21 protein-coding genes are annotated in these 21,536 nt (G+C 69.3%); 8 read left to right on the top strand and 13 right to left on the bottom strand.

Going from position 1 to position 21,536, the window contains the following annotated elements:
- The first annotated feature begins 18 nt into the window (after nt 1-18).
- Both ACFV9C_RS40310 and ACFV9C_RS40315 read left to right on the top strand, forming a co-directional pair.
- Complete coding sequence (locus tag ACFV9C_RS40310) at nt 19-2,826, top strand: DEAD/DEAH box helicase (protein ID WP_380202496.1); 2,808 nt, start codon at nt 19-21, stop codon at nt 2,824-2,826.
- 76 nt (nt 2,827-2,902) lie between these two features.
- Nucleotides 2,903-4,171 (top strand): serine hydrolase domain-containing protein, encoded by a 1,269-nt coding sequence (locus ACFV9C_RS40315; RefSeq protein ID WP_380202498.1) that lies wholly within the window; start codon nt 2,903-2,905, stop codon nt 4,169-4,171.
- On the opposite strand, the gene ACFV9C_RS40320 is transcribed toward ACFV9C_RS40315, so the two are convergent.
- A complete protein-coding gene (locus ACFV9C_RS40320) occupies nt 4,168-4,632 on the bottom strand; it encodes a MarR family winged helix-turn-helix transcriptional regulator (protein WP_380202500.1) in 465 nt (154 codons plus the stop codon). The two genes, ACFV9C_RS40315 and ACFV9C_RS40320, sit on opposite strands and share 4 nt — an antisense overlap.
- Before the next feature lie 63 nt (nt 4,633-4,695).
- On the opposite strand from ACFV9C_RS40320, the gene ACFV9C_RS40325 reads away from it, so the two are divergent.
- Genes ACFV9C_RS40325 through ACFV9C_RS40335 form a run of 3 tightly spaced genes read left to right on the top strand, consistent with a single transcriptional unit; the run spans nt 4,696 to nt 6,631 of the window.
- Nucleotides 4,696-5,067: a cupin domain-containing protein gene (locus ACFV9C_RS40325; protein WP_380202502.1), complete on the top strand. Its 372-nt coding sequence runs from the start codon at nt 4,696-4,698 to the stop codon at nt 5,065-5,067.
- 40 nt (nt 5,068-5,107) lie between these two features.
- Entirely contained in the window at nt 5,108-5,581 is a 474-nt protein-coding gene (locus ACFV9C_RS40330; protein ID WP_380202504.1) for a GyrI-like domain-containing protein, read from the top strand.
- Nucleotides 5,582-6,631: a DUF5937 family protein gene (locus ACFV9C_RS40335; protein ID WP_380202506.1), complete on the top strand. Its 1,050-nt coding sequence runs from the start codon at nt 5,582-5,584 to the stop codon at nt 6,629-6,631.
- On the opposite strand, the gene ACFV9C_RS40340 is transcribed toward ACFV9C_RS40335, so the two are convergent.
- The 6 genes from ACFV9C_RS40340 to ACFV9C_RS40365 form a co-directional block, all read right to left on the bottom strand.
- Complete coding sequence (locus ACFV9C_RS40340; protein ID WP_380202508.1) at nt 6,596-7,663, bottom strand: FAD-dependent oxidoreductase; 1,068 nt, start codon at nt 7,661-7,663, stop codon at nt 6,596-6,598. The genes ACFV9C_RS40335 and ACFV9C_RS40340 overlap by 36 nt on opposite strands.
- A gap of 36 nt (nt 7,664-7,699) precedes the next feature.
- On the bottom strand, nt 7,700-8,383 hold the full coding sequence (locus ACFV9C_RS40345; protein ID WP_380202510.1) for a hypothetical protein: 684 nt from the start codon (nt 8,381-8,383) through the stop codon (nt 7,700-7,702).
- A 94-nt stretch (nt 8,384-8,477) separates the two neighbouring features.
- Nucleotides 8,478-10,004, bottom strand: a complete 1,527-nt coding sequence (locus tag ACFV9C_RS40350; protein WP_380202512.1) for a precorrin-2 C(20)-methyltransferase — start codon at nt 10,002-10,004, stop codon at nt 8,478-8,480.
- Nucleotides 10,004-10,633, bottom strand: a complete 630-nt coding sequence (locus tag ACFV9C_RS40355) for a precorrin-8X methylmutase (protein WP_380202514.1) — start codon at nt 10,631-10,633, stop codon at nt 10,004-10,006. Before ACFV9C_RS40355 ends, ACFV9C_RS40350 begins: the two co-directional genes overlap by 1 nt.
- Complete coding sequence (locus ACFV9C_RS40360; RefSeq protein WP_380202516.1) at nt 10,630-11,664, bottom strand: precorrin-3B synthase; 1,035 nt, start codon at nt 11,662-11,664, stop codon at nt 10,630-10,632. The genes ACFV9C_RS40355 and ACFV9C_RS40360 overlap by 4 nt, the downstream gene beginning before the upstream one ends.
- Before the next feature lie 43 nt (nt 11,665-11,707).
- A complete protein-coding gene (locus ACFV9C_RS40365; RefSeq protein WP_380202518.1) occupies nt 11,708-12,877 on the bottom strand; it encodes an MFS transporter in 1,170 nt (389 codons plus the stop codon).
- Nucleotides 12,878-13,040: 163 nt separating this feature from the next.
- On the opposite strand from ACFV9C_RS40365, the gene ACFV9C_RS40370 reads away from it, so the two are divergent.
- The 3 genes from ACFV9C_RS40370 to ACFV9C_RS40380 all read left to right on the top strand — a co-directional run bounded on the left by ACFV9C_RS40370 (nt 13,041) and on the right by ACFV9C_RS40380 (nt 15,652).
- A complete protein-coding gene (locus ACFV9C_RS40370; protein ID WP_380202520.1) occupies nt 13,041-13,523 on the top strand; it encodes a MarR family winged helix-turn-helix transcriptional regulator in 483 nt (160 codons plus the stop codon).
- An 82-nt stretch (nt 13,524-13,605) separates the two neighbouring features.
- Complete coding sequence (locus ACFV9C_RS40375; RefSeq protein WP_380202522.1) at nt 13,606-15,021, top strand: MFS transporter; 1,416 nt, start codon at nt 13,606-13,608, stop codon at nt 15,019-15,021.
- Nucleotides 15,014-15,652, top strand: coding sequence for a TMEM175 family protein (locus ACFV9C_RS40380; protein ID WP_380202524.1), 639 nt, complete (start codon nt 15,014-15,016; stop codon nt 15,650-15,652). The genes ACFV9C_RS40375 and ACFV9C_RS40380 overlap by 8 nt, the downstream gene beginning before the upstream one ends.
- On the opposite strand, the gene ACFV9C_RS40385 is transcribed toward ACFV9C_RS40380, so the two are convergent.
- The 6 genes from ACFV9C_RS40385 to ACFV9C_RS40410 form a co-directional block, all read right to left on the bottom strand.
- Entirely contained in the window at nt 15,606-17,012 is a 1,407-nt protein-coding gene (locus tag ACFV9C_RS40385; RefSeq protein ID WP_380202526.1) for a carboxylesterase/lipase family protein, read from the bottom strand. The genes ACFV9C_RS40380 and ACFV9C_RS40385 overlap by 47 nt on opposite strands.
- Before the next feature lie 213 nt (nt 17,013-17,225).
- Nucleotides 17,226-17,984, bottom strand: coding sequence for a precorrin-6A synthase (deacetylating) (gene cobF / locus ACFV9C_RS40390; RefSeq protein WP_380202528.1), 759 nt, complete (start codon nt 17,982-17,984; stop codon nt 17,226-17,228).
- Between the two features lie 15 nt (nt 17,985-17,999).
- Entirely contained in the window at nt 18,000-18,860 is an 861-nt protein-coding gene (locus ACFV9C_RS40395; RefSeq protein ID WP_380202530.1) for a hypothetical protein, read from the bottom strand.
- Nucleotides 18,857-19,480 carry a hypothetical protein gene (locus tag ACFV9C_RS40400; RefSeq protein ID WP_380202532.1) on the bottom strand — a complete coding sequence of 208 codons (624 nt, stop codon included), beginning with the start codon at nt 19,478-19,480 and terminating at the stop codon, nt 18,857-18,859. The genes ACFV9C_RS40395 and ACFV9C_RS40400 overlap by 4 nt, the downstream gene beginning before the upstream one ends.
- Before the next feature lie 77 nt (nt 19,481-19,557).
- Complete coding sequence (gene zwf, locus ACFV9C_RS40405; protein WP_380202534.1) at nt 19,558-21,045, bottom strand: glucose-6-phosphate dehydrogenase; 1,488 nt, start codon at nt 21,043-21,045, stop codon at nt 19,558-19,560.
- 71 nt (nt 21,046-21,116) lie between these two features.
- Nucleotides 21,117-21,503, bottom strand: coding sequence for a VOC family protein (locus ACFV9C_RS40410; RefSeq protein WP_380202536.1), 387 nt, complete (start codon nt 21,501-21,503; stop codon nt 21,117-21,119).
- Between the last annotated feature and the right edge of the window lie 33 nt (nt 21,504-21,536).

The raw sequence follows: 21,536 nt of genomic DNA on the forward strand, positions 1-21,536 counted from the left end.
GTCGCATAGATTGGACCCATGAGTACCCCGTCCGAGAAGTACGCCACATTCCGCTCGGACCAGGAGCATCCCGCCGTGAAGGAGTTCCGGGCGCTCTACGACTTCGAGCTGGACGAGTTCCAGCTGCGCGCCTGCGCCGCGCTCGAGGACGGGCACCAGGTGCTGGTCGCGGCGCCCACCGGGTCCGGCAAGACGCTGGTCGGCGAGTTCGCCGTGCACCTGGCTCTGGAGCGCGGGCAGAAGTGCTTCTACACGACCCCGATCAAGGCGCTCAGCAACCAGAAGTACGGCGACCTCGTCAGCCGGTACGGCGCCGACAAGGTCGGGCTGCTCACCGGCGACAACTCGGTCAACTCCGAGGCCCCGATCGTGGTGATGACCACCGAGGTCCTGCGGAACATGCTGTACGCCGGCTCGCAGACCCTGCTCGGCCTGTCGTACGTCGTGATGGACGAGGTGCACTACCTCGCCGACCGCTCCCGCGGCGCGGTCTGGGAAGAGGTGCTGATCCACCTGCCGGACTCGGTGTCGGTGGTCTCGCTGTCGGCGACCGTGAGCAACGCCGAGGAGTTCGGCGACTGGCTGGAGACGGTCCGCGGCAACACCGTCGTCGTCCTGGAGGAGAAGCGGCCGGTGCCGCTGTTCCAGCACGTGATGGTCGGGAAGCGGCTGCACGACCTGTTCGCGGGTGAGGCGCCGACCGCTCGGGTCGGCGTTCCCGCGAAGTCGGGCAATCCCGCGAAGGCCGCCGCGGCCAAGGCCGACGTCCGTGACCTGGTCAACCCGCAGCTGGTCCGGATCGCCCGCGACGACAACCGGATCTTCCGGGACGACTCGCGCAAACCGCGCCGCCGTCGCGACATGCCGCGGAACCGGCCGGCCAAGACCCACTTCACGCCGTACCGCTCGGACGTCGTCGAGGAGCTGGACGCCGGGGCGCTGCTGCCGGCGATCTTCTTCATCTTCTCCCGCAAGGGCTGCGAGGACGCGGTCGTGCAGTGCCTGCGGTCCGGGCTGCGGCTGACCAAGCCGTCCGAGCGCGACGAGATCAAGCGGGTCGTCGCCGAGCGGACCGCGGACCTCCCGGACGAGGACCTCGGCGTGCTCGGGTACCACGACTTCGCCGAGGCGCTGTCCCGTGGGATCGCGGCGCACCACGCCGGCATGCTCGCGGCCTTCAAGGAGGTCGTCGAGGAGCTGTTCGCACGCGGGCTGATCAAGGTCGTGTTCGCCACCGAGACGCTTGCCCTGGGCATCAACATGCCGGCCCGGACCGTCGTTCTGGAGAAGCTCTCCAAGTGGAACGGCGAGGCGCACGTCGACATCACGCCGGGGGAGTACACGCAGCTCACCGGGCGGGCCGGGCGGCGCGGCATCGACGTCGAGGGACACGCCGTGGTGCTCTGGCAGCCCGGGTTCGACCCGCGGGCGGTGGCCGGGCTCGCGTCGACGCGTACGTATCCGCTGCGGTCGTCGTTCTCCCCGTCGTACAACATGGCCGTCAACCTGGTCCGCCAGGTCGGGCGGACGCGGGCGCGGGACATGCTGGAGCTGTCGTTCGCGCAGTTCCAGTCCGACCAGGCCGTGGTCGGGCTGGCGCGGCAGGTGCAGCGCAACACCGAGGCGCTCGAGGGGTACAAGGAGTCGATCGAGTGCCACCTCGGCGACTTCCTCGAGTACGCCGAACTCCGCCGCCGGATCGGCGACCGCGAGGCGTCCGGGTCGAAGCGGCGCAAGCTCGACCGCCGGGTCGAGGCGCAGGAGTCGATCGAGAAGCTGAAGACCGGCGACATCATCCGGATCCCGGCCGGGCGGAGCGCCGGCTGGGTGCTGGTGCTCGACCCGGGGATGCGGTCCGAGCGGGAAGGGCCGCGGCCGACCGTCCTGACCCTCGACCGGCAGGTGCGGAAGCTGTCGATGGTGGACTTCCCGGCGCCGGTGGAGGCGATCGGGGCGCTGCGGATCCCGCGCAAGTTCAACCCGCGGAACCCGCAGCAGCGCCGCGAACTGGCCCAGGTACTGCGCACCCGCACCGACCTGCTCGGCGAGGACGGCCCGCCGTCGCGGCACCGCGACGTGATCTCGCACGCCGACGACCCGGAGCTGCAGGAGATGCGGGCACAGCTCCGCGCCCACCCCTGCCACGGCTGCTCGGACCGCGAGGACCACGCCCGCTGGGCGGAACGGTACTTCCGCCTCGACCGCGAGAACCGCGACGTCCAACGGAAGATCGAGCAGCGGACCAACACCATCGCCCGGCAGTTCGACCGGGTGTGCCAGGTGCTGGACGCGCTGCACTACCTGGACGGCGACAAGACCACCGAGGCCGGCGACCGGCTGTCCCGCATCTACACCGAGCTCGACCTGGTCGCCGCCGAATGCCTCCGCCAGGGCGTCTTCGACGACCTCACCGTCCCCGAGCTGGCTGCCTGCCTGGCCGCATTGGTCTACGAGTCCCGGTCCAAGGACGACCCGACCTCACCACGCCTGCCACGCGGCGACGTACGCCAGGCCCTGGAGCAGATGGGCGCGATCTGGCGCGACCTGTCCGCCCTGGAACGCGACATGCGCGTCGACTTCCTCCGCTCCATGGACCTCAACTTCTGCTGGCCCGCCTTCCGCTGGGCCTCCGGCGCCTCCCTCGCCGAAGTCCTCTACGAATCCGACCTCGCCGCCGGCGACTTCGTCCGCTGGGTCAAACAACTCATCGACCTCACCGAACAAATAGCCGACGCCGCCGGCCCCACCCCCCTCCGCACTACGGCCCGAGCGGTAGTAGACCAAATCCGCCGAGGCGTCATCTCCTACGCCACAGTGGTCGACTAGGTCACTTCGTCACCGGAGTGGACCTCTGGGGGTGAAAGACTTCCGGAGTCGTCCACCCCTGAAGGAGAACACGTTCGTGGAGTTGTCGCGCCGGAATCTCGGCAAGCTGGCGGTCGCAACCGGTGCCACCGCCGCGGTGGGTACGGGTGCCGGGTACTTGATCGGGCGGCCCGCCGACGCGGCCGCGACCTGGAAAGCGACCGGTACGGCGGTGCCCGCGCTGGCCGGGTTCGACAATCAGATGAAGGCGTTCATGCTGGCCCGCGGGATCACCGCCGGGCAGGTCGCGGTGACGTACAAGGGCCGGCTGGTGCTTGCCCGCGGCTACAGTGCGTCGACCGCGCTGACCGTCCAGCCGACCTCGCTGTTCCGGATCGCGAGCCTGTCGAAGTCGCTGACCGCGGCCGCGATCGTGAAGCTGGTGCAGGACGGCAAGGTGAGCCTGTCGACGCCGGTCGCGAACCTCATCGACATCAGGCCGGCGACCGGGCTGACCCGGGACGCGCGCTGGTCGAAGATCACGCTGTGGAAGGTGTTGCAGCACCTCGGCGGCTGGGACCGGGACGTCTCCGGCGACCCGGAGTGGAAGGACGCCACGATCTCCCGGACCCTCGGCGTACCGATGGAGCTGCACACCTCGGACGTGATCAAGTACGTCGCCGGGCAGAAGCTCGACTTCGACCCGGGCACGAAGTACGCGTACTCGAACTTCGGCTACACGCTGGCCGGCCGGGTGATCGACAAGGTCAGCGGCCTCAGCTACGAGAACTACGTGCAGCAGAAACTGCTCGCGCCGCTGAAGATCAAGCGGATGGCGCTCGGCTACTCGATCGCGAAGCACACCGGTGAGACGTCGTACGAGTCGCAGTACACCGGCCGGACGGTCCTCGACATGTCCGGGAAGACCGTGCCCGCGCCGTACGGCTCGTTCAGCATGCGGATCCAGGACGCGAACGGCGGCTGGATCGCGAGCGCGCCGGACCTGGTCCGTTGGGCGAAGATGTTCGACGCCCCCTCGAGCGTGCTGAACAGTACGTCGCTCGGCCACGTCTGGGCGAAGCCGTCCATCGGCGTGAACTCCGACGGCTGGTACTACGGTCTCGGCTGGCAGATCCGCCCGGTCACCGGTGGCACCGGCCGGAACACGTGGCACACCGGCAGCATGCCCGGCACCTACTCGATCGTCGTCCGCACCTCCAACGGGATGAGCTGGGCGGCCGTGTTCAACCGCCGCGACGACGCGAGCGGCAAGTCGTACGGCGACATCGACGCCGCCCTGTGGACCGCCGCCAACGGCGTGAAGACCTGGCCCACGAACGACCTCTTCCCGCAGTACTTCGGCTAGAACATCAACGCCCGGAAGTGCGGCGTACTGATCTGGGCCTCGCCGGCCATCTCGGTCAGTACGTCGCGCAGGGTGTCGACCGCGTCGTCGCCGAGCCGTTTGCGGAGCCGGCGTTCGTAGTCGCGGTGGAACCGGCGCGCCCCGGACAGGGCGGCGCGGCCGCGGTCGGTGAGGTGCAGCAGGCGGGCACGGGCGTCGGACGGGTCGGGGCGGCGCTCGATGTACCCGCGGCGTTCCATGTCGTCGGCGATCTGGCCGGCGCCCTGCTTGGTGATCTCCAGCCGCTCGGCGAGCCGGCTGATCGTGGTCGGGCCGTCGGCCAGCGTGCGGAACACGAAGCCGTCCGAGCGGCCCTGGTCCTCGTATCCCTGCGCGCCCAGCTGCTCGCGGAGCTCGCGGACGAACTCCTGGTCGGCCAGTAGCAGCAGGATGCCGAGATCCGGCTTGCCCAATTGCGTCATGCCCGCCATGATAGTCAAGCTGACTTGGTCAAGTCAGCTTGACTAAATGGGAAGGGGAACGGGATGCGGGTCATCCATGCGGACGAGGCAGCGCGGTTCCAGTTGCCGGGGGTCGAGTTCACGGGGTACGCCGCGCCGAGCCGCGGGTCGGCCGGGCTGTGCACGTGGCGGCTCACGGTCGACGCCGGCCACCGCGGCGACGCGCCACACACGCTCGACCGCGACGAGGTGTTCATGGTGCTCAGCGGCACCGTGCAGCTCGGCCCGGACGGCGACAAGCTCGGCCCGGGCGACGCAGCCGTCGTACCAGCCGGTGAACCGATCTCACTGAGCAACCTGGGCGAGGGCAAGGCCGAGCTGATCGTCGCCATCACGGCAGGCTTCACCGGATACATGGCTGACGGCACGGCTGTGCAGCCGCCCTGGGCGCAGTAGGTTGTCCCTGCTGGGACTGTCGAGCCAGAAAGGGCGGGTCATGCCGGAGATCGTGGAGTTGGGGGAGCGGCCGTACGTCGCGCTGCGGGGAACGGTGCCGATGGACGGTATCGCGGCGTTCGCGGACCGGTTGCGGGAGGTGATCGGCTGGCTGGCGGCGCGGGAGATCGCGCCGAACGACGCGCCGTTCTTCAAGTACGACGTGGTCGACATGGAGCACGGGCTGACGATGGAGATCGGCTTCCCGGTCGACGACGTGCACCCCGGGGAGGGCGAGATCGTCACCGGCGTACTCCCGGCCGGCCGGTACGCGACCGCCACGTACCACGGCCACCCCGACGGTCTGGTCAAAGCCACCGGCGACCTGCTCGACTGGGGCGCCGGGCAGGGGGTCGAGTGGGACACCGAGGGCGACAACTGGGCCGCGCGGCTGGAGATCTACCGCTCCGACCCGCGTGAGGTGCCGAACATGGACGACTGGGTCACGGACCTGCAGTTCAAACTGAAGAGCTGAGTGCCGACCGTTCTCGCGGGCGTCAGCCGCCTCGATTCGGAGCGGATCCGGCACGTCGCCTCACCGCTGATCGAGCTTGGCTGCGCGCTGCACGTACTGGCGGAGCCCGCACACCACGACCGTGCCGACTGGGCGGCCGCCGTGCCGCTCCCGGACGACCTGCGCGCGGAGCTCGCCCAGTGGACCTGGACCGTACGAGCGGTCCGGGCACGCTTCTTCGCGACCTCCTCCACTACGGGTATGCGGTCGTGGGACGACGAGTTGGCAGCGCTGCGTGAACGCCCGCCGGAGGACGTGGCCGCGGAACTCGTCCGCCCGCTCCACGGCCGCCCGTTGAGTTCGACCGACAACACCGCAGCACTGCATTGGGCGCGTAGCCGTGGCCGTTCGACCGCTGCACTGGTTGAAGCACTGCTGACGGACCCTGCAGAACCAGTACGTCGTTTTGTGGAGCTACTGGACGCCTGCTGGCGAGAGTGGTTCGGCAGCGTTTGGGACGAGTCACGGGACGCCCTGGCGGCACGGGGTCGTCACGACCGCGACCTGGCGGTACGGGACGGTGTCGGGGCGATGCTGCGTTCGCTGGACGCGTCGCTCGACGTACGGGACAAAGACAGCGTTGTGGTGCAGAAGGTGCAGAGCAAGCGGATCGACATCAGCAGCCGGTCGCTGTTGCTTGTCCCGAGCAACTACATCGCGCCGCATCTGTTCATCGGGGAGATCCCCGGCGAGCCGATCACGATCATCTACCCGACCGGCGGGCGTACGGCCGACGTACCGACGGCGCAGCAGATCCGGGCGCGACTGGACGCGCTCGCGTCGCCCGATCGCCTGCAGGTGTGCCGTGCGGTGGCCAGCGAGCCGCGTACTGCCGGTGAGATCGCCGCGTTGTGGGGCCTGCACCCAACGCAGGTGACACGCCACCTGCGGGCGCTCACCAGAGCCGGTCTGGTCACGGCCGAACGCGAGGGCCGGTTCGTTGCCTACAGGTTGAACAACGACGCGCTCACGACGCTAGGCGCTGACCTCCTCACGCTCATCATGCGCTAGCAGATCGCGTAGCGCCCTGGCTGCCGCAAAGCCGGCGCGGTTGGCGCCGATGGTGCTGGCTGACGGGCCGTAGCCGACCAGGTGGATCCGTGGATCGGCTGCCGTGGCGGTGCCGTTCATCCGGATGCCACCGGACGGCTCACGCAGGTGAAGGGGCGACAGGTGCGCCAGATCGGCGCGGAACCCAGTAGCCCAGAGGATGGTGTCCACGTGCTGCTTGCTGCCGTCAGCCCACTCCACACCGTCCGGCGTGATGCGTGAGAACATCGGCAGGCGCGTGTAGACGCCGCGATCCCAGGCGGCTTGCTCCTGTTGCCGCAGGTGGAGTCCCGTCACGCTGACGACGCTGCGAGGCGGTAGGCCGGCACGGACGCGTTCCTCGACCCGGGCCACGACCTGACGCCCGTACTCCGGCGTGAAGTCCACGTCGGTGCGCCACTCCGGAGGACGTCGGGTCACCCATGTCGTGGTCGCAACCGCCGACACCTCCGCCAGCAGTTGCACCGCGGACGCCCCACCGCCAACGACGAGCACATGCTGCCCGGTGAGGTCAGCCGCTCCACGGTAGTCGGCCGTGTGCAGCTGCCGCCCGCGGAACGTCTCGATCCCCGGGTACCACGGGATGAACGGCCGGTCCCACGTTCCGGTCGCATTCACCAGCGCGGCAGCGTCGTACTCGCCGGCAGACGTGTCCAGCGCGAACCCGCCGTCGATCTCCCGCACACTCTCCACCGCCACCGGCCGTACGACGGGAAGCTCGAAGCGCTGCTCGTAGTCCGCGAAGTACGCCGGCACGAACGCGTTGGCCCGCTCCGCGCCCACGCTCTCCGGTACGGGTACACCGGGCAGGTTCGCGATCCCGTGCACGTCGTGCATCGTCAACGAGTCCCACCGGTGCTGCCACGCACCACCCGGCGCCGCGTTCCGGTCCAGCACGACGACCTCGTCGTACGGCGTGAACCCGAAGCGCACCAAGTGGTACGCAGCCGACAGCCCCGCCTGTCCCGCACCGATCACCGCTACCTCAAGCACACCAAGAGCAACGCGATGCGAGCCTCAGGTCTTCCCTCAGAGCAGTTCGTCGATGCGATCGTGGTAGCGGCGGCCGCTCTTGCCGCCGATGATCGCGGCGATCAGCGTAAGCACCAGCAGTGCGGCGGCCGCGGCGGTGCTGCCGAGCAGGAGGGTGTTGCCGGACAGCGACACACCGCTCGGCCGGTGGACGTTGCCGAACAGGTCGTACTGGCCGTCCAGGAACCAGGTGAGACCTCCTGCGACCGCTCCGACGAGTACGGCGATCATCCACACGCCGAAGCCCTGCCGGCCGCCGTCGAAGCGGGCCAGCCGGCCCGCGACGTACCCGCCGGTGTAGAACGCCAGCGCGAGCATGAAGATCGCCACCCCGGCAGCGGTGATCGACGCTGCGCCCGCCTGGGCCTTCGCGTCGCTCGTCGTGTAGTCGAGGACCTGCGCGGTCCCGAACGCGGCGGCGGATGCGGCGGCCAGCAGCAGCACGGACATCGAGATGGCGATCAGCCAGCCGAAGAACGCGGCGCCGAACTTGAACCCGCGGTACGACAGCAGCTCCGGCTCGACCTCGGCCGGCGGCGGGGTGCGCAGCGGCTGGTCCGCCGGGACCGTGATGGTGCTGATCGCCCGACTGGCTGCGGCCCGGGCTTCCTCGTACCGCTGGGTGCTCTCACCGGCGGGGGTGGTGATCGTGGCGGTGTCACCCGGGTACTGCTGGCTCATATCCGCTGGCTCCTCACTGGTCTGCCGAAAATCAAGCGCCGTGCGGACGCCCCCTACCCGTCCGAACGCCTCCTGACACAGGCGGAGCGCGGATTTAACCGGCTCCTGGTGTGGGTTCACTGACCGTCGCCGGGTATCGGCGCGGAGTGAAGACCAACGGCCCGGCCGGACGGGGCACGGTACGCGTCTGTGACGAGCCGACCAGCAGCAGGCACCGCATGTCAACCGTTTGAGCGTCCAGTTGGCCCAGAGTTGTCACAGTGATCGCCTCCGCCGGGCCGCCGACATCCCGCCCGACAACCACCGGTGTGTCGGCGGAACGGTGCTCCAGCAGCAGGTCTCGCGTGGCAGCGACCTGCCAGGTGCGGGACTTCGAGGCGGGGTTGTAGATCGCTATGGCCAGGTCTGCCTGTGCTGCCGCGGTCAGCCGCTGTGCGATGACCTCCCACGGCTTCAGCCGATCCGACAGCGACAGCACGCAGTAGTCGTGCCCCAGTGGTGCTCCCACGCGGCTGGCGACCGCCTGCGCCGCGGTCATGCCGGGCAGCACGTGTACGGCGATGTCGGCGTACTCCGGCTCCGCTGCCACCTCGGTCACCGCACTCGCCATCGCGAACACGCCAGGGTCGCCGGACGAGACGACAACGACGCGGGAGCCCTTCCGGGCCAGGTCGAGCGCGAACGCGGCCCGCTCCGACTCCACCCGGTTGTCGGACCCGTGTTTGCGCTGCCGAGCCCTGTCGGGTAGCCGGTCGACGTACGTCGTGTAGCCGATCACGTCGTCGGCACCCGCGATGGCTGCGCGTACTTCGGGGGTCATCCACTCCGGGCCGGCCGGGCCGAGGCCTACGACGGTGACCGACCCTTCCGGCGCCGTCTTGGTGGCTGGGGGAGCGAACGTGTTGTTGATCGGGCTGGGCAGCAGTGCGAGGGAGAAGTACGGCACCTCGTCCGGGTCGACCTCGTTGAGCGGGGCCGTGCGCTGGGCGTCGGTGGTGGCGCGTTCGACGTACCAGGCCTCGTCGGCGCGGCCGGCCAGCTCGAACGCCTCCCGAACTCCTCCGAACGTCCGGCCGAGCTTCATCACCGCGGCCGCGTCCGTCGAGCGGAGGCGGTCGGCGAGGACGTCCGGCGGCAGGGTTCCCGGGAGGACCGTGAGGATCTCGTCGCGTTCGCAGAGCGGCCGGCCGAGTACGGCGGCGGCCGCGCTCACCGACGTCACGCCGGGCACCACCTCGCACGGATACCGGTCGGCGAGCCGTTTGTGCATGTGCATGTACGAGCCGTAGAAGAGCGGGTCGCCCTCCGCCAGGACGACGACGTTCCGCCCCGCGTCGAGATGGGCGGCCAGACGGGCGGCGCAGTCGGCGTAGAAGTCGTCCATCGCGCCCTGGTAGCCGCCAGGGTGGTCCGTCGTCTCGGTGGTGAGCGGGTAGACCAGGTGCTCCTCGAGCTGCTCTTCGGTCAGGTACGGCGCGGCGACCGACCGCGCGATGCTCCGCCCGTGCCGCGCGCTGTGGAACGCGATCACGTCCGCGGCCCCGATCAGCCGCGCCGCCTTCACCGTGACGAGCTCGGGGTCCCCGGGACCCAGGCCGACACCCCACAACTGCCCGGTCATCACTCCGCCTCACTTGCGATCGCGTTGACGGCGGCCGCGGTGATCGCGCTGCCGCCCCTGCGTCCCCGGACCACCAGGTACTCGAGGCCCAGCTCGTTCGCGGCCAACGCCTGCTTGGACTCGGCCGCGCCGATGAACCCGACCGGGATCCCCAGCACCGCGGCTGGTCGCGGGCCGCCCGCCGCGATCACCTCGAGCAGCCGGAACAACGTCGTCGGAGCGTTGCCGATAGCAACAACCGCGCCCTCGAGATGGTCGGTCCACAGGTCCACGGCCGCGGCGCTCCGAGTGGTCCGCAACTGCTGCGCCAGCTCGACGGTCCGCGGGTCGGGCAGCGTGCAGATCACCTCGTTGTCCGCAGGCAGGCGGCGCCGGGTGATGCCGGCCGCGACCATCTGCGCGTCACACAGCACCGGGGCACCGCCCTGGAGTGCGGCGCGGGCGTTCTTCACCACGTTCGGCGACCAGGCCAGGTCCGCGACCAGGTCGGTCATCCCGCACGCGTGGATCATCCGTACGGCGACCTGCGACACGTCGGCGGGCAGCCCGTCGAGCGCCGCCTCGGCCCGAATCGTCGCGAACGACCGCCGGTAGATCTCCGCGCCGTCCCGCTCGTACTCATCACTCACAGCCGTTCCCCGTCCACCAGATATCCGTCACCGACAGCAACCACGTCCACGAACTCGCCGGCCGGTTTCCCGCACCGCCGTTCACACCCCGACCAGTGCACCCGCCGGCCACGGGGTACTAGGTGCTTGGCCGCGTCTGTTCGTACGTCAGCGAGCGCCTCGGCACACCCCGGGCGACCAGCACACGCCGTGACTCCCTCCCACGGGGAGTCCGGCGTGGTGACTAGCCCGACCTCGTCCAGCCCGCGCGTACCGGCCGGCACCACCACCGAGCGCCAAGGCGTCACACGTACCTCTCCCAGCACGGCAGCCTGCTCCTGCGTGAGACTCCCGAGCGGCACTGTGACCACCAACGCCGTCCCGTGCACACCAGCAACAACCCGCATGCCCTCTACCGGCGCGACCCCAACCGCCTGCAGCCCAAGGCGTTCAAGAATCCGCTCAGCACCACCAGGAACCTCAGCGACCCGCCATTCCTGCTCACGCACCTGCAGGAACGCCTCAGCCGCAGCAAGCATCAGCTCCGGCACCGCGGCCCAGTTGACCCGAACACCGCGGTCGCCGATGCTCAGCAGGGCGCTCCGCTCGTCCAGCGCCCGTGCTCCCACATCCGCCTGCACCTCAGCCAGGTCCCCACGCCCGTCGTCCAGCGCGAACAAGAACCGTCCTGGGAGCTCGGCCAGCGCAGGGCGGTCGCACAGCGCCTCGTCGAGCGCATTCACCACCGGCATCACGTCGTACCGCGTCTCTTGGTCCAGACCGGACAGCGGGGACGCCATGATGTTCCGCACGCGCTCGTGGGTGATCGACGGCAGCAGACCGGTGGCGTACAGCCGGTCGGACAACTCCCGCGGTCCATCGGCGTCCAGCCCGCGCAGTTGGACGTTGGCGCGCGACGTGAGCTCCAGCCGCCCGTCACCCAGCTCAGCGGCAGCAACACGCAGTACGTCGAGCTGTGGAGCGGTCAGGCGTCCACCGGGTAGCCGTACGCGGGCGAGACCGCCGTCAGCGGCCTGGTGCACTGCCAACACACCAGGGCACCGATCGCCTTCAGTCCTCGCCACAGGCGTGATGCTACGTGCCCGAAACCCGCTGTGTTCTGGACCACAGCAGCACCGCGACGGTCAGCACCGCGAAGCAACCACCAGCAACCATCACCACCGACACCGACCACGCGTCCACCACGAGACCACCCAACAGCGCGCCCGTCGACAGCACGGCCTGGAACGACGACGTGAACCACACTGTCGCCGCTTCCCGTGACTCCGGTGCAGCCTGGGCGAACATGGTCATCGAGCACACCGGTACGCCGCCGTACCCGAGGCCCCACACGACGAGCAGCAGCAACGCTCCCGCCGTACTGCGACCGAGTACTGGCATCAGCAACGTCGACACCGCGATCAGCCCGGCGCAGGTGGTGAACGTGGCCGTGAGGTTGCGCGCGGAGTACGTGCCTGCGACAGCGTTGCCGACCAGACCCGCAGCGCCGTAGACGAGCAGGAACAGGCCGATGAGCTCGGGGCGGATCACTTCCCGCAGGAACGGTGTGATGTACGTGTAGGTCGCGAAGTGCGCCGTGACGATCAGACAGGTGACAAGCAAGGCCTTAGGGCTACTACGGAGAGCCTTGGCGAGTACGGCGGCCCGGGTGACCTGCAACGGCGGCAGGGGAGGGACCGTGGTCCGCAGCGCGATCAGGGCCAGCAAAGCGAGTACGCCGAGCGCGGCGAACGACGTACGCCAGCCGGCCAGCTCGCCGAGGAACGTGCCCGCGGGTACGCCGAGCACCGAGCCGAGAGGTACTGCCGAGAAGATGACCGCCGTAGCTCTTGTCGACTGTGGCCCGGGGACCAGGCGGCCGGCGAGGCTGGCGCCGATCGACCAGAAGGCACCGAGGGTGAGGCCGACGAGGAACCTGGCCACCAGTTCGAGCCAGAACGCGGGCGCCGCGGCTGCGAGGAAGCCCGCGGTGGCAAGCAGGACCATGAGGGCGCACAGCATCGGCCGCCGGTCCAGCCGGGCGGTGACGAGCGTGACGACCGGAGCGGAGACGGCCGCGACCAGCCCGGGCATCGTCATCAGCAGGCCGGTGCGGCCCGGGGTGAGCTCGAACGACGTGCCGATCGGGGTGAGCAGGCCGATCGGGAGGATCTCGGTGGTGGCGATCGCGAAGATCCCGAGCGTCACCGCGCCGACGCCGTACCACCGCACGGCCGGCGACCTGGTTGCCGTCTGGAGTGTCATGCCCTCCAGGCAACCGGCGCCGCCCGCCCCCGGCTCGCGGTTTCGCGACAGCTCGGTCCGGCGCGAGCAAGCCGTCGCATTCTCGCTGGCCGACGGCGCGGCGGGGGAATGATCCGGATCGGGATCATCTGCGGCTAGACGGTTCCGCGTTACCCTCGGAGGTATGGCGGAACTCCCGGAACGCACCGTGCCCGACCTCACCGGCTACCTGACGCACGCCGGCCACGTCCTGGAGACCCAGTTGTCCGCGGCGCTGGCCGAGATCGGGCTGACGCTGCGGATGCAGTGCGTCCTGCGGCACGCCCTGGAGGCGGAGCGGACCCAGATCCAGATCGCCGAGCTGTCGTACATGGACAAGACCACGATGGTGGTCACGGTCGACGCGCTCGAGAAGGCCGGGTTCGCCGAGCGCAAACCGTCGGCCACCGACCGCCGTGCGCGGATCATCGCGGTCACCGACGCCGGCGCCCGGGTCGCCGCCGAGGGCCAGCAGATCGTCGACCGCGTCCACGCCGACGCCCTGGCCGCCCTCGCCGCGCCGCAGCGGCAGTCGTTCGTGGACGCGGTGACGACGCTGGTCGACGGCCCGCTGGCGAACCCGGTCACCGCGCAGCCCGTCCGCCGGTCCCGGCAGCGAGCCGGCTGACAGTCGTTCGCTAAGAGATCGTCTGTTATAGAACTATCTGTTATGGTCTCTCCTGTCGGTACAAGGACAGGAGACGGCTGTGGTGACGGACGTTGCGGTGCGGGGCCGGGCGAAGGCGCTCGTGGTGCTCTGCGTGATGCAGTTGATGATCATCCTCGACGGGACCGTGGTGACGGTCGCGTTGCCCACGATCCAAGGGGATCTGGGCTTCTCGCAGGCCGGGCTGGCCTGGGTGATGAACTCGTACCTGATCGCGTTCGCGGGCCTGCTGCTGCTCGCCGGGCGGATCGGCGACCTGATCGGCAGCAAGCGGGTGTTCCTCGCCGGGCTCGGGTCGTTCACCGCGGCCTCGATGCTGTGCGGTCTGTCGACCAGCGCGGGGACCCTGATCGCCGGGCGCTTCTTGCAAGGCGTCGGCGGGGCTCTGGCGTCGGCGGTCATCCTCGGGATGATCGTGAACCTCTTCCCGGCTCCCGCCGAGCAGGCGCGCGCCATGGGCGTCTACAGCTTCACGGCGGCCAGTGGCGCGTCGATCGGACTCATCTTCGGTGGCGTGATCACCCAGACCGTCGGCTGGCACTGGGCGTTCCTGATCAACGTCCCGATCGGCCTGGCCGCTCTGGTGTTCGCCGTACGGCTCCTGCAGCAGCAGCCTGGGCTCGGTTTGGCCAACGGTGCTGACGTATTAGGTGCTGTGCTGGTCACGGCTGGGCTCTCGTTGGGCGTGTACACGATCGTCCAGACGGCAGAGCCGCATGCGACTCTCACACGCACCCTGGTGCAGGCAGGCGCGGCAGTCCTGTTGCTGGCGGCGTTCGTCGTACGACAGGCGCGGATCAAGCACCCACTGCTTGCCCTACGCATCTTCCGGCGCCGGCAGCTCACCGTCGCGAACGTCATCGTCGTACTGCTGTTCGCCGCCGGCTTCGGGTTCCAGTTCACGACCGCGCTCTACGTGCAGCGCGTGCTCGGCTACGACTCCCTGACGACCGGCCTGGCCTTCCTGCCGTCGCCGTTGATGAACGCGTTGATGTCCCTGTCGCTGGCGCCGCGTCTGACGGTCCGCTTCGGCCCTCGCAAGATGCTGATCGCCGGGCTGGTCGTCTTCATGCTCTCCCTGCTCTGGATCAGCAGGGCACCGGTCGACGGCACGTACCTCGTCAACGTCGGGCCTGTGCTCGCCGTGATGGGTGCCGGGATCGGTGTGGCCATTCCTGCCTCGATCATGCTGGCCATGTCCGCCGCAGACCCGGCCGACGCCGGACTGGCCTCAGGACTCAACAACACCGCCCAACAAACCGGAGCAGCCATCGGTACGGCGGTACTCGCCACCTTGGCTGCCTCGACGACGGCGCACCGTGCCGCAGAAGGCGAGCTGCTCGCTCTGAGGGACGGCTACGGCGCCGCCTGGCTTGCCGCGGCCGGGTTTGTGCTCGCTGCAGTAGTGTTGTCGATCACCCTGCTCCGAAGTACGGCTACTGTTGTCGGCCGTGAGTAGGACGAGAGATCCCGACCGCTTGGTGCTGTTCACGGACGCGGTCGTGGCGATCGCCATCACGCTGCTGGTCCTGCCGCTGGTCGACCTGGTGCCGGAGGTCAAGAGCCACGGCGGCGACGCGGTCAGCGTGATCACCGAGCACCGGCAGGAGATCTTCACGTTCCTGCTGAGCTTCGTGGTGATCGCCAACTTCTGGCTCGGACACCACCGGGTCTTCGAGCACGTCCGCGCGTACACCCCCGCCATCATGCGGCTGAACCTGCTCTGGCTGCTGACGATTGTGGTGCTGCCGTTCCCGACGGAGATCGTGGGGGCATTCCACAGCGACCGGTTCACCGCCGGGGTGTACACGGGCACGATCCTTGCCCTCAGCATCACCCAGACCGCCATCACCTGGCTGGTGAGCGGTCACAAGGAGCTCGAGAACCCGGCTGACCCGGTCGGCAAGCGGGAGCTCGTCGGCTCCTTGCTGCTGACCGGGCTGACCGCTGTCGCCTTTCTGCTGGCGTCTCTGGTGCCGGGTGTTGCCTTCTATGCGTTGCTGCTGCTACTCCTGTCGCCGATCACCATGCGGGTGTGGCGCGCTACGCACCCAGAGCAGCCCAGAACCGACACTGGTGTTCAGAGCTGAGGCTGACCTGCTGGATGCCGGTCTGGTCGGTGGGAGCGAGTGAAACGCCGCTGACGTTGCTGTTGCCGGTAGGTGACCACTGCGGGCGGCCAGGGCCGTTCGGGTCGCCGGTACGGGCGAACGCGGTCCAGTAGTCGATCATCTGATTCGACAGCTGCTGCTGCGGCTCCGACATCGGGAAGTCGTAGCCACCCAGCCGGAACAGGTAGGGCAGCTCCATGGCGTGTGCAGCTCCCAGACCGGGTGTTGCGATCGGGGAGTGCTTGTCGGCGAACTCGTACGCGTACACAGGCACCTTGCGCGCTGCCTGCTGGTCCGTCGCGACCTGTGTGCACGACCAGATCCTGTCCGTCGTCACAGCACCCCATGCGGCCGCGGGCGACCCGTAGCGGGACTGCGGGTAGTGCTGCAGTACCTGTGCCGCCTTGGACTCGCCGACCATGTTCTTGACCAGCGCCGGGTAGTCCTTGATGTCACCGAACGCGGCCAGCCACCCGTTGGCCTCGTCGTGGTTGTTGCCCGAGATGATCGGTACCCGGTGGAACAGTCCCGCCTGCAGGGCCTTCGCCGGGGAGAACGGCACGACCGCGGTCCCGCCGTACCCGATCTGGGTGAAGGCGAGCGTGTCGTCGACGAGTGCGTCGGCCTTGAGGCCGCGGAGGCAGTCGATCGTCGTACAGGGCAGCTTCTTGCCGGCGGCCCATTCCTTGCCGTTGGCCTCGACCTGGCTGGCCGGGATCCACGGGGAGTCCGCTGCCTGGCCCGGGTACTGGCTGTTCGCGGCCCAGTTGAACGCACACGAGCCGCTCTGCATGATCGCCTTCGCGAACAGGCCGGTGGACGCCGGCGAGGTCAGCTGCGCGCAGACGCTCATCCCGCCGGCCGACTCGCCCGCGACGGTGACGTTGCGGGGGTCGCCGCCGAACGCGCCGGCGTTCCGCTGCACCCAACGCAGCGCCGCCTGCTGGTCCTGCAGGCCGAACGTGCCCGAGCCGGGCAGACCCGGGTACCCGAAGAAGCCGAAGATGCCGAGCCGGTAGTTGACCGTGACAACGACCACGTCGCCACGGGCCGCGAACTTGGACGCTTCGTAGCTGCTGCCGGCTCCCGAGAAGAAGCCGCCGCCGGGCAGCCACACGACCACGGCGCGCGGCTCGGCCGATGGTTTCGCGGGGGTGGTGACGTTCAGGTAGAGGCAGTCCTCGGCCGTCGAGCCTTTCGGCGCCTCGGAGTTCGCCTGCTGCGGGCACACGTCGCGGACCTCCGATTGCCGTACGCCGTGCCACGCCGCGGCCGGCTGCGGCGCCTTCCAGCGGAGCGCACCGACCGGGGGAGCGGCGTACGGAATCCCGTCGTACACCAGGGAATCCCCAACCGTCTTCCCCGCGACCAAACCCTTGTCTGTTCGGATGGCTTGCGCAGCCTCACCGGGGCCCGCGAAGGCCACCAGCAAGCTGCCTGCTGCTGCCGTTATCGCCAAGATTCTCTTCATGCCGACAGCCTCGGCCGGGAAGCACCTGGACGACTTCGGTCGGGAGGCCAGACCCACTAAGACTTTGGTCTACGCAGGCGGCTAGCTGTTTCTACGCAGCAGATACGTGTCCATGATCCAGCCCTTGCGCTCGCGAGCCTCTGCGCGCACCTTCTCGATCTCCGCCGCCACCTCTCGCACCGGCCCGGAGACCAACAGCTCGTCCGGCGTCCCCAGATACGCACCCCAGTAGATCACCGCATCCTGATCCAGATGCTCCGTGAACGCCGTCTGCGCGTCGAGCATCACCACGACGTCGTCGACCCCGTCCGGCCACCCGGCCGCCAGCCGCCGCCCGGTGGTGATCTGGATCGGCCGCCCCACCTGGTTCAGCCCGACCCGGTGCCGGGCCGCCAGCGTCGACACGCTGCTGATCCCCGGAACCACCTCGACCTCGAACGCCAGCTCGCTCCGCGCCTGGATGTCGTCCAGGATTGCCAGCGTGCTGTCGTACAGCGCCGGATCGCCCCACACCAGGAACGCCCCGACCTGGTCCTCGCCGAGCTCGGCCGCGATCATCCCCGCGATCACGTCGGCCCGGCGGCGCCGCCAGTCGTCCACGGCCTCGACGTACGCCGAGGTCGTCCGGTCCCGTTCCGGGTCCTGCCCGACGACGACGCGGTACTCCTTCGACGTGGCGTACCGCCGCAGGATCTCGGCGCGCAGGTCGACCAGGTCCTGCTTGACCTCGCCCTTGTCGAGCACGAAGAACACGTCGGCCCGGTTCAGCGCCGACACGCCCTGCATCGTCACCTGCTCCGGATCGCCCGCACCGACGCCGATGACCAGAATCTCCCGCATGACCGGGAGCCTATGTCAGCGGGAGAACTGCCAGCGGATCTGGTCGCTGTCCGGCAGCACGATGACCGTCCCGTGCCCCGGCGTCCAGCCGTCGTGCAGCAGGAACATCCGGCCGCCGGACCCGGCCAGCAGCCGCAGGCCGGTGGTGCGGTAGTAGAGCACCTTGCCGCCCAGGACGACCGGCGTCTCGGTCACGCCGGGCCCTTCGACACCGAGCGGCGTACTGCTGACCGCGGTCACGCGGGGCAGGTCGGGAACGTCCGACTGGATCTGCAGCGCGTACCCGCGGCCGACGACCGTCGCGAAGTCGGACACCGCCCAGAACAGCGCCGCCGTGACCACTCCGCCAATCAGCAGCATCCGCAACGCCCGGTGCCAGACCGGCAGCGCGGCCGGCCCGGAATCGCCCGCTGCGGTCCGGAGCCAGGCGCCGTACGCCGCGACAACGGTGCCGACGGCAACGACCAGGGGAGCGAACAGTTCCACACCGCTCCGGAACGCCGCGGCCAGGACGACGGCCAGCGCGATCGCCGCGAGCCCCGCGAGCAACGCGATCCGCCCGGCGGTCCGCAGTACCGCTCGGGACTCGGTACGCCGGAGCGCGGCGTCGACCCGCCGATGGACGGCGAGGCCGCCGAGCGCGAGGCCGGCGATCACGAGCAGCGGCAGGTACAGCGAGCTGATGCTGTTCATGATGTAGTCCTGCGCGGAGAACCCGAACAGGCTGACGTCCAGCCCCATCTCCCGCGCCTGCGTGTCGCTCCGCGCCCAGCCGAAGTAGATCATCAGGGCCGTCGCGATCGTCAGCGGCGGGCCGAGCGTGGTGAGTACCGACAGCACCGCCTGGAGCGGCGACTCGCGGGACGGCTCACTCATCCGGGCGACTCGGTCAACGTGGGGGAGGACTCGGTCGGCGACCCTTGCTCGGTGGACTCCGAGGTCGGCTCGGCGGTGGGCGACGATCCGTCGGTCGGTTGCCCTTCGGTGCGGCCGCACTCGGTTTGCCCCGAGCCGCTCGTCACGCGCTGGAACTTCACCTCGGGTTTCGCGCCCGGGTGCGCCTGGTGCCACGTCACGGACCGCGCGAGCAGGTCGGTCACCAGCGACGCGAGACAGTCGTTGCCCAGCGGACCCGGATCGGCGCCCGCGTACTTCTCGACGAGCGGCCACTGGTTCGACTGCCCGTTCACGGCGGCCCGGCAGAGTGCGAGCATCGCGGTGGCGATGTCGGTGCCCTTGAGGCCTCCGGTGTCATCGCGTAGATAGGCCTGCAGCTCCGAACACTTGCCGTCCGCAAGCGCGTTGTACGCCGGCCAGTACGGCGTCGGGAACTTCGGATCCTTCGGCCCGAACGGCACCCAGGACAACGCCCCGCCATCACTCTTGCCACTGGTCTCGGTGTCAGGCGTGCTCGACCCGCCGGACGACGTACCAGAGTTGCAGCCGGCGAGTACGCCGTACAGGAAGAGCAGCGCGACCGCGCGACGCCACACCATGACCCACCCCCAAAGGACACCCCTCCGGAATTCTCAGAGTGCCCGGGCCATGGCCCAGCGTCAACGACGAAGCGTGCCTACTCCCGCCACTCGCGTTCGAACGGGAGCCGCCAGGCGCGCGGGGCGATCAGCTGGTGGATCGCGTTCGGGCCCCAGGTGCCGGGCTGGTAGGGCTTTGCGGGCGGCGGGTCCTCCAGCAGCGGCGCCGAGCGGTCCCACAAGGACTCGATGCCTTCGGCCGTGGTGAACAGCGTGTGGTCCCCGCGCATCGCGTCCAGGATCAGGCGTTCATACGCCTCGAGTACGTCGGCCGCGTTCTCGGTCTCCTGGGTGGAGAACTGCATCGACAACTTCTCCAGCCGCATCCCGGGGCCGGGGCGCTTGCCGTAGAAGGACAGCGAGACCCGCGAGGAGTCGGCGAGGTCGAACGTCAGGTGGTCCGGGCCCTCGGAGCCGACGCCGGAGCCGGACGGGAACATCGTCTTCGGCGCCTCCTTGAACGCGATCGAGATGATCCGCTGGCCCTCGGCCATCTTCTTCCCGGTGCGCAGGAAGAACGGCACGCCGGCCCAGCGCCAGTTGTCGATCTCGACCTTCAGCGCGATGAACGTCTCGGTGTCGGAGTCCGGCGCCACGCCCTCCTCGCCGCGGTAGCCGGAGTACTGCCCGCGGACCACGTCGCCGGGGTTGATCGGCAGCATCGACCGGAAGACCTTGTTCTTCTCCTCCGAGATCGCCCGCGGTTCCAGGGCGGTCGGCGGCTCCATCGCGACGAACGACATCACCTGCATCAGGTGCGTGACGACCATGTCCTTGAACGCGCCGGTCGGCTCGTAGAAGGTGGCCCGCTGGTCCAGGCCGAGCGACTCCGGGATGTCGATCTGCACGTGGTCGATGAAGTTCCGGTTCCAGATCGGCTCGAACAGGCCGTTCGCGAACCGGAACGCGAGGATGTTCAGCGCCGCTTCCTTGCCGAGGAAGTGGTCGATCCGGAAGATCTGCGCCTCGTCGAAGGTCTCGTGGACGAAGTCGTTCAGCTCGATCGCGCTGGCCAGGTCGTCACCGAACGGCTTCTCCATCACCACCCGGGCGCGCTCCACCAGGCCGGCGTCGCGGAGCATCGCGATCACCGACTGGGCCGCCTTCGGGGGCACCGACAGGTAGTGCAGCCGCCGGGTGTCCGGGCCGAGCAGCTCCTCGGCCTTCTTCACCGCGGCCGCGAGCGCCTCCGGGCCGGCCGTCACCGGCACGTACTCGAGCCGGTCGGCGAACTGCGCCCACTGCTCGTCGGTCATCTTGTGGGTGCCGAACTTCTCCACCGCCTGCCGGGCCCGGTCCCGGAACTCGTCGCAGCTCAGGTCCTCGGTCGCGGTCCCGATGATCCGGACGTCCGGCGCGAACCTGGACTGCTGCAGGTACGCCAGCCCCGGCAGCAGCTTGCGCTTGGCCAGGTCGCCGGTCGCGCCGAACAGCACGATCACATGCGGCGCCAGCGGCTCCGGATCCCGCCGCGACGGACGCGACCCGGGCGCCGGGTACGCAATGGTCTGGGTACGGTCTGGCATTTGCGGTCCTCCCGAGGAACGTCACCGGAGCCAACGGTCGCAGTCTAGGTGGCTCCGGTGACGCTCAGGCGTCAGGCTGATTGCCAGAGGCCGAGGATGTTGCCCTCCGGGTCCTTGAAGTAGGCCGCGAAGCCCATGTCGCCGACCGGGACCTTCTCGCCGACGCGGGCGCCGCCGAGGCTCTCGATCGTCTTCCAGGCGGCGTCGATGTCCGGTACGTCGACGGTCAGCACCGGCCGGGTCAGGTCGGTGTTCTCGGCGCTGCGCTGGAACATCCCGCCGTTGATGAAGCCCGGTTCGGCCGGCATCTGCTGCTCGTCCACCGGCCCGGTGGACACCATCGTGTAGTTCATCTCGGGCATCTCCATGACGTTCCACCCGAAGGCTTCGCGGTAGAACGCCCGCGCTCGCTCACCGTCGTCGTACGGCACCTCGAAGTGCACGATCCGACCAGTCATCGCCGTACCTCCCCCAAAGAGTTCCCTTGCTGC

Source organism: Kribbella sp. NPDC059898 (genome assembly GCF_042730855.1).
Classification (GTDB): Bacteria; Actinomycetota; Actinomycetes; order Propionibacteriales; family Kribbellaceae; genus Kribbella.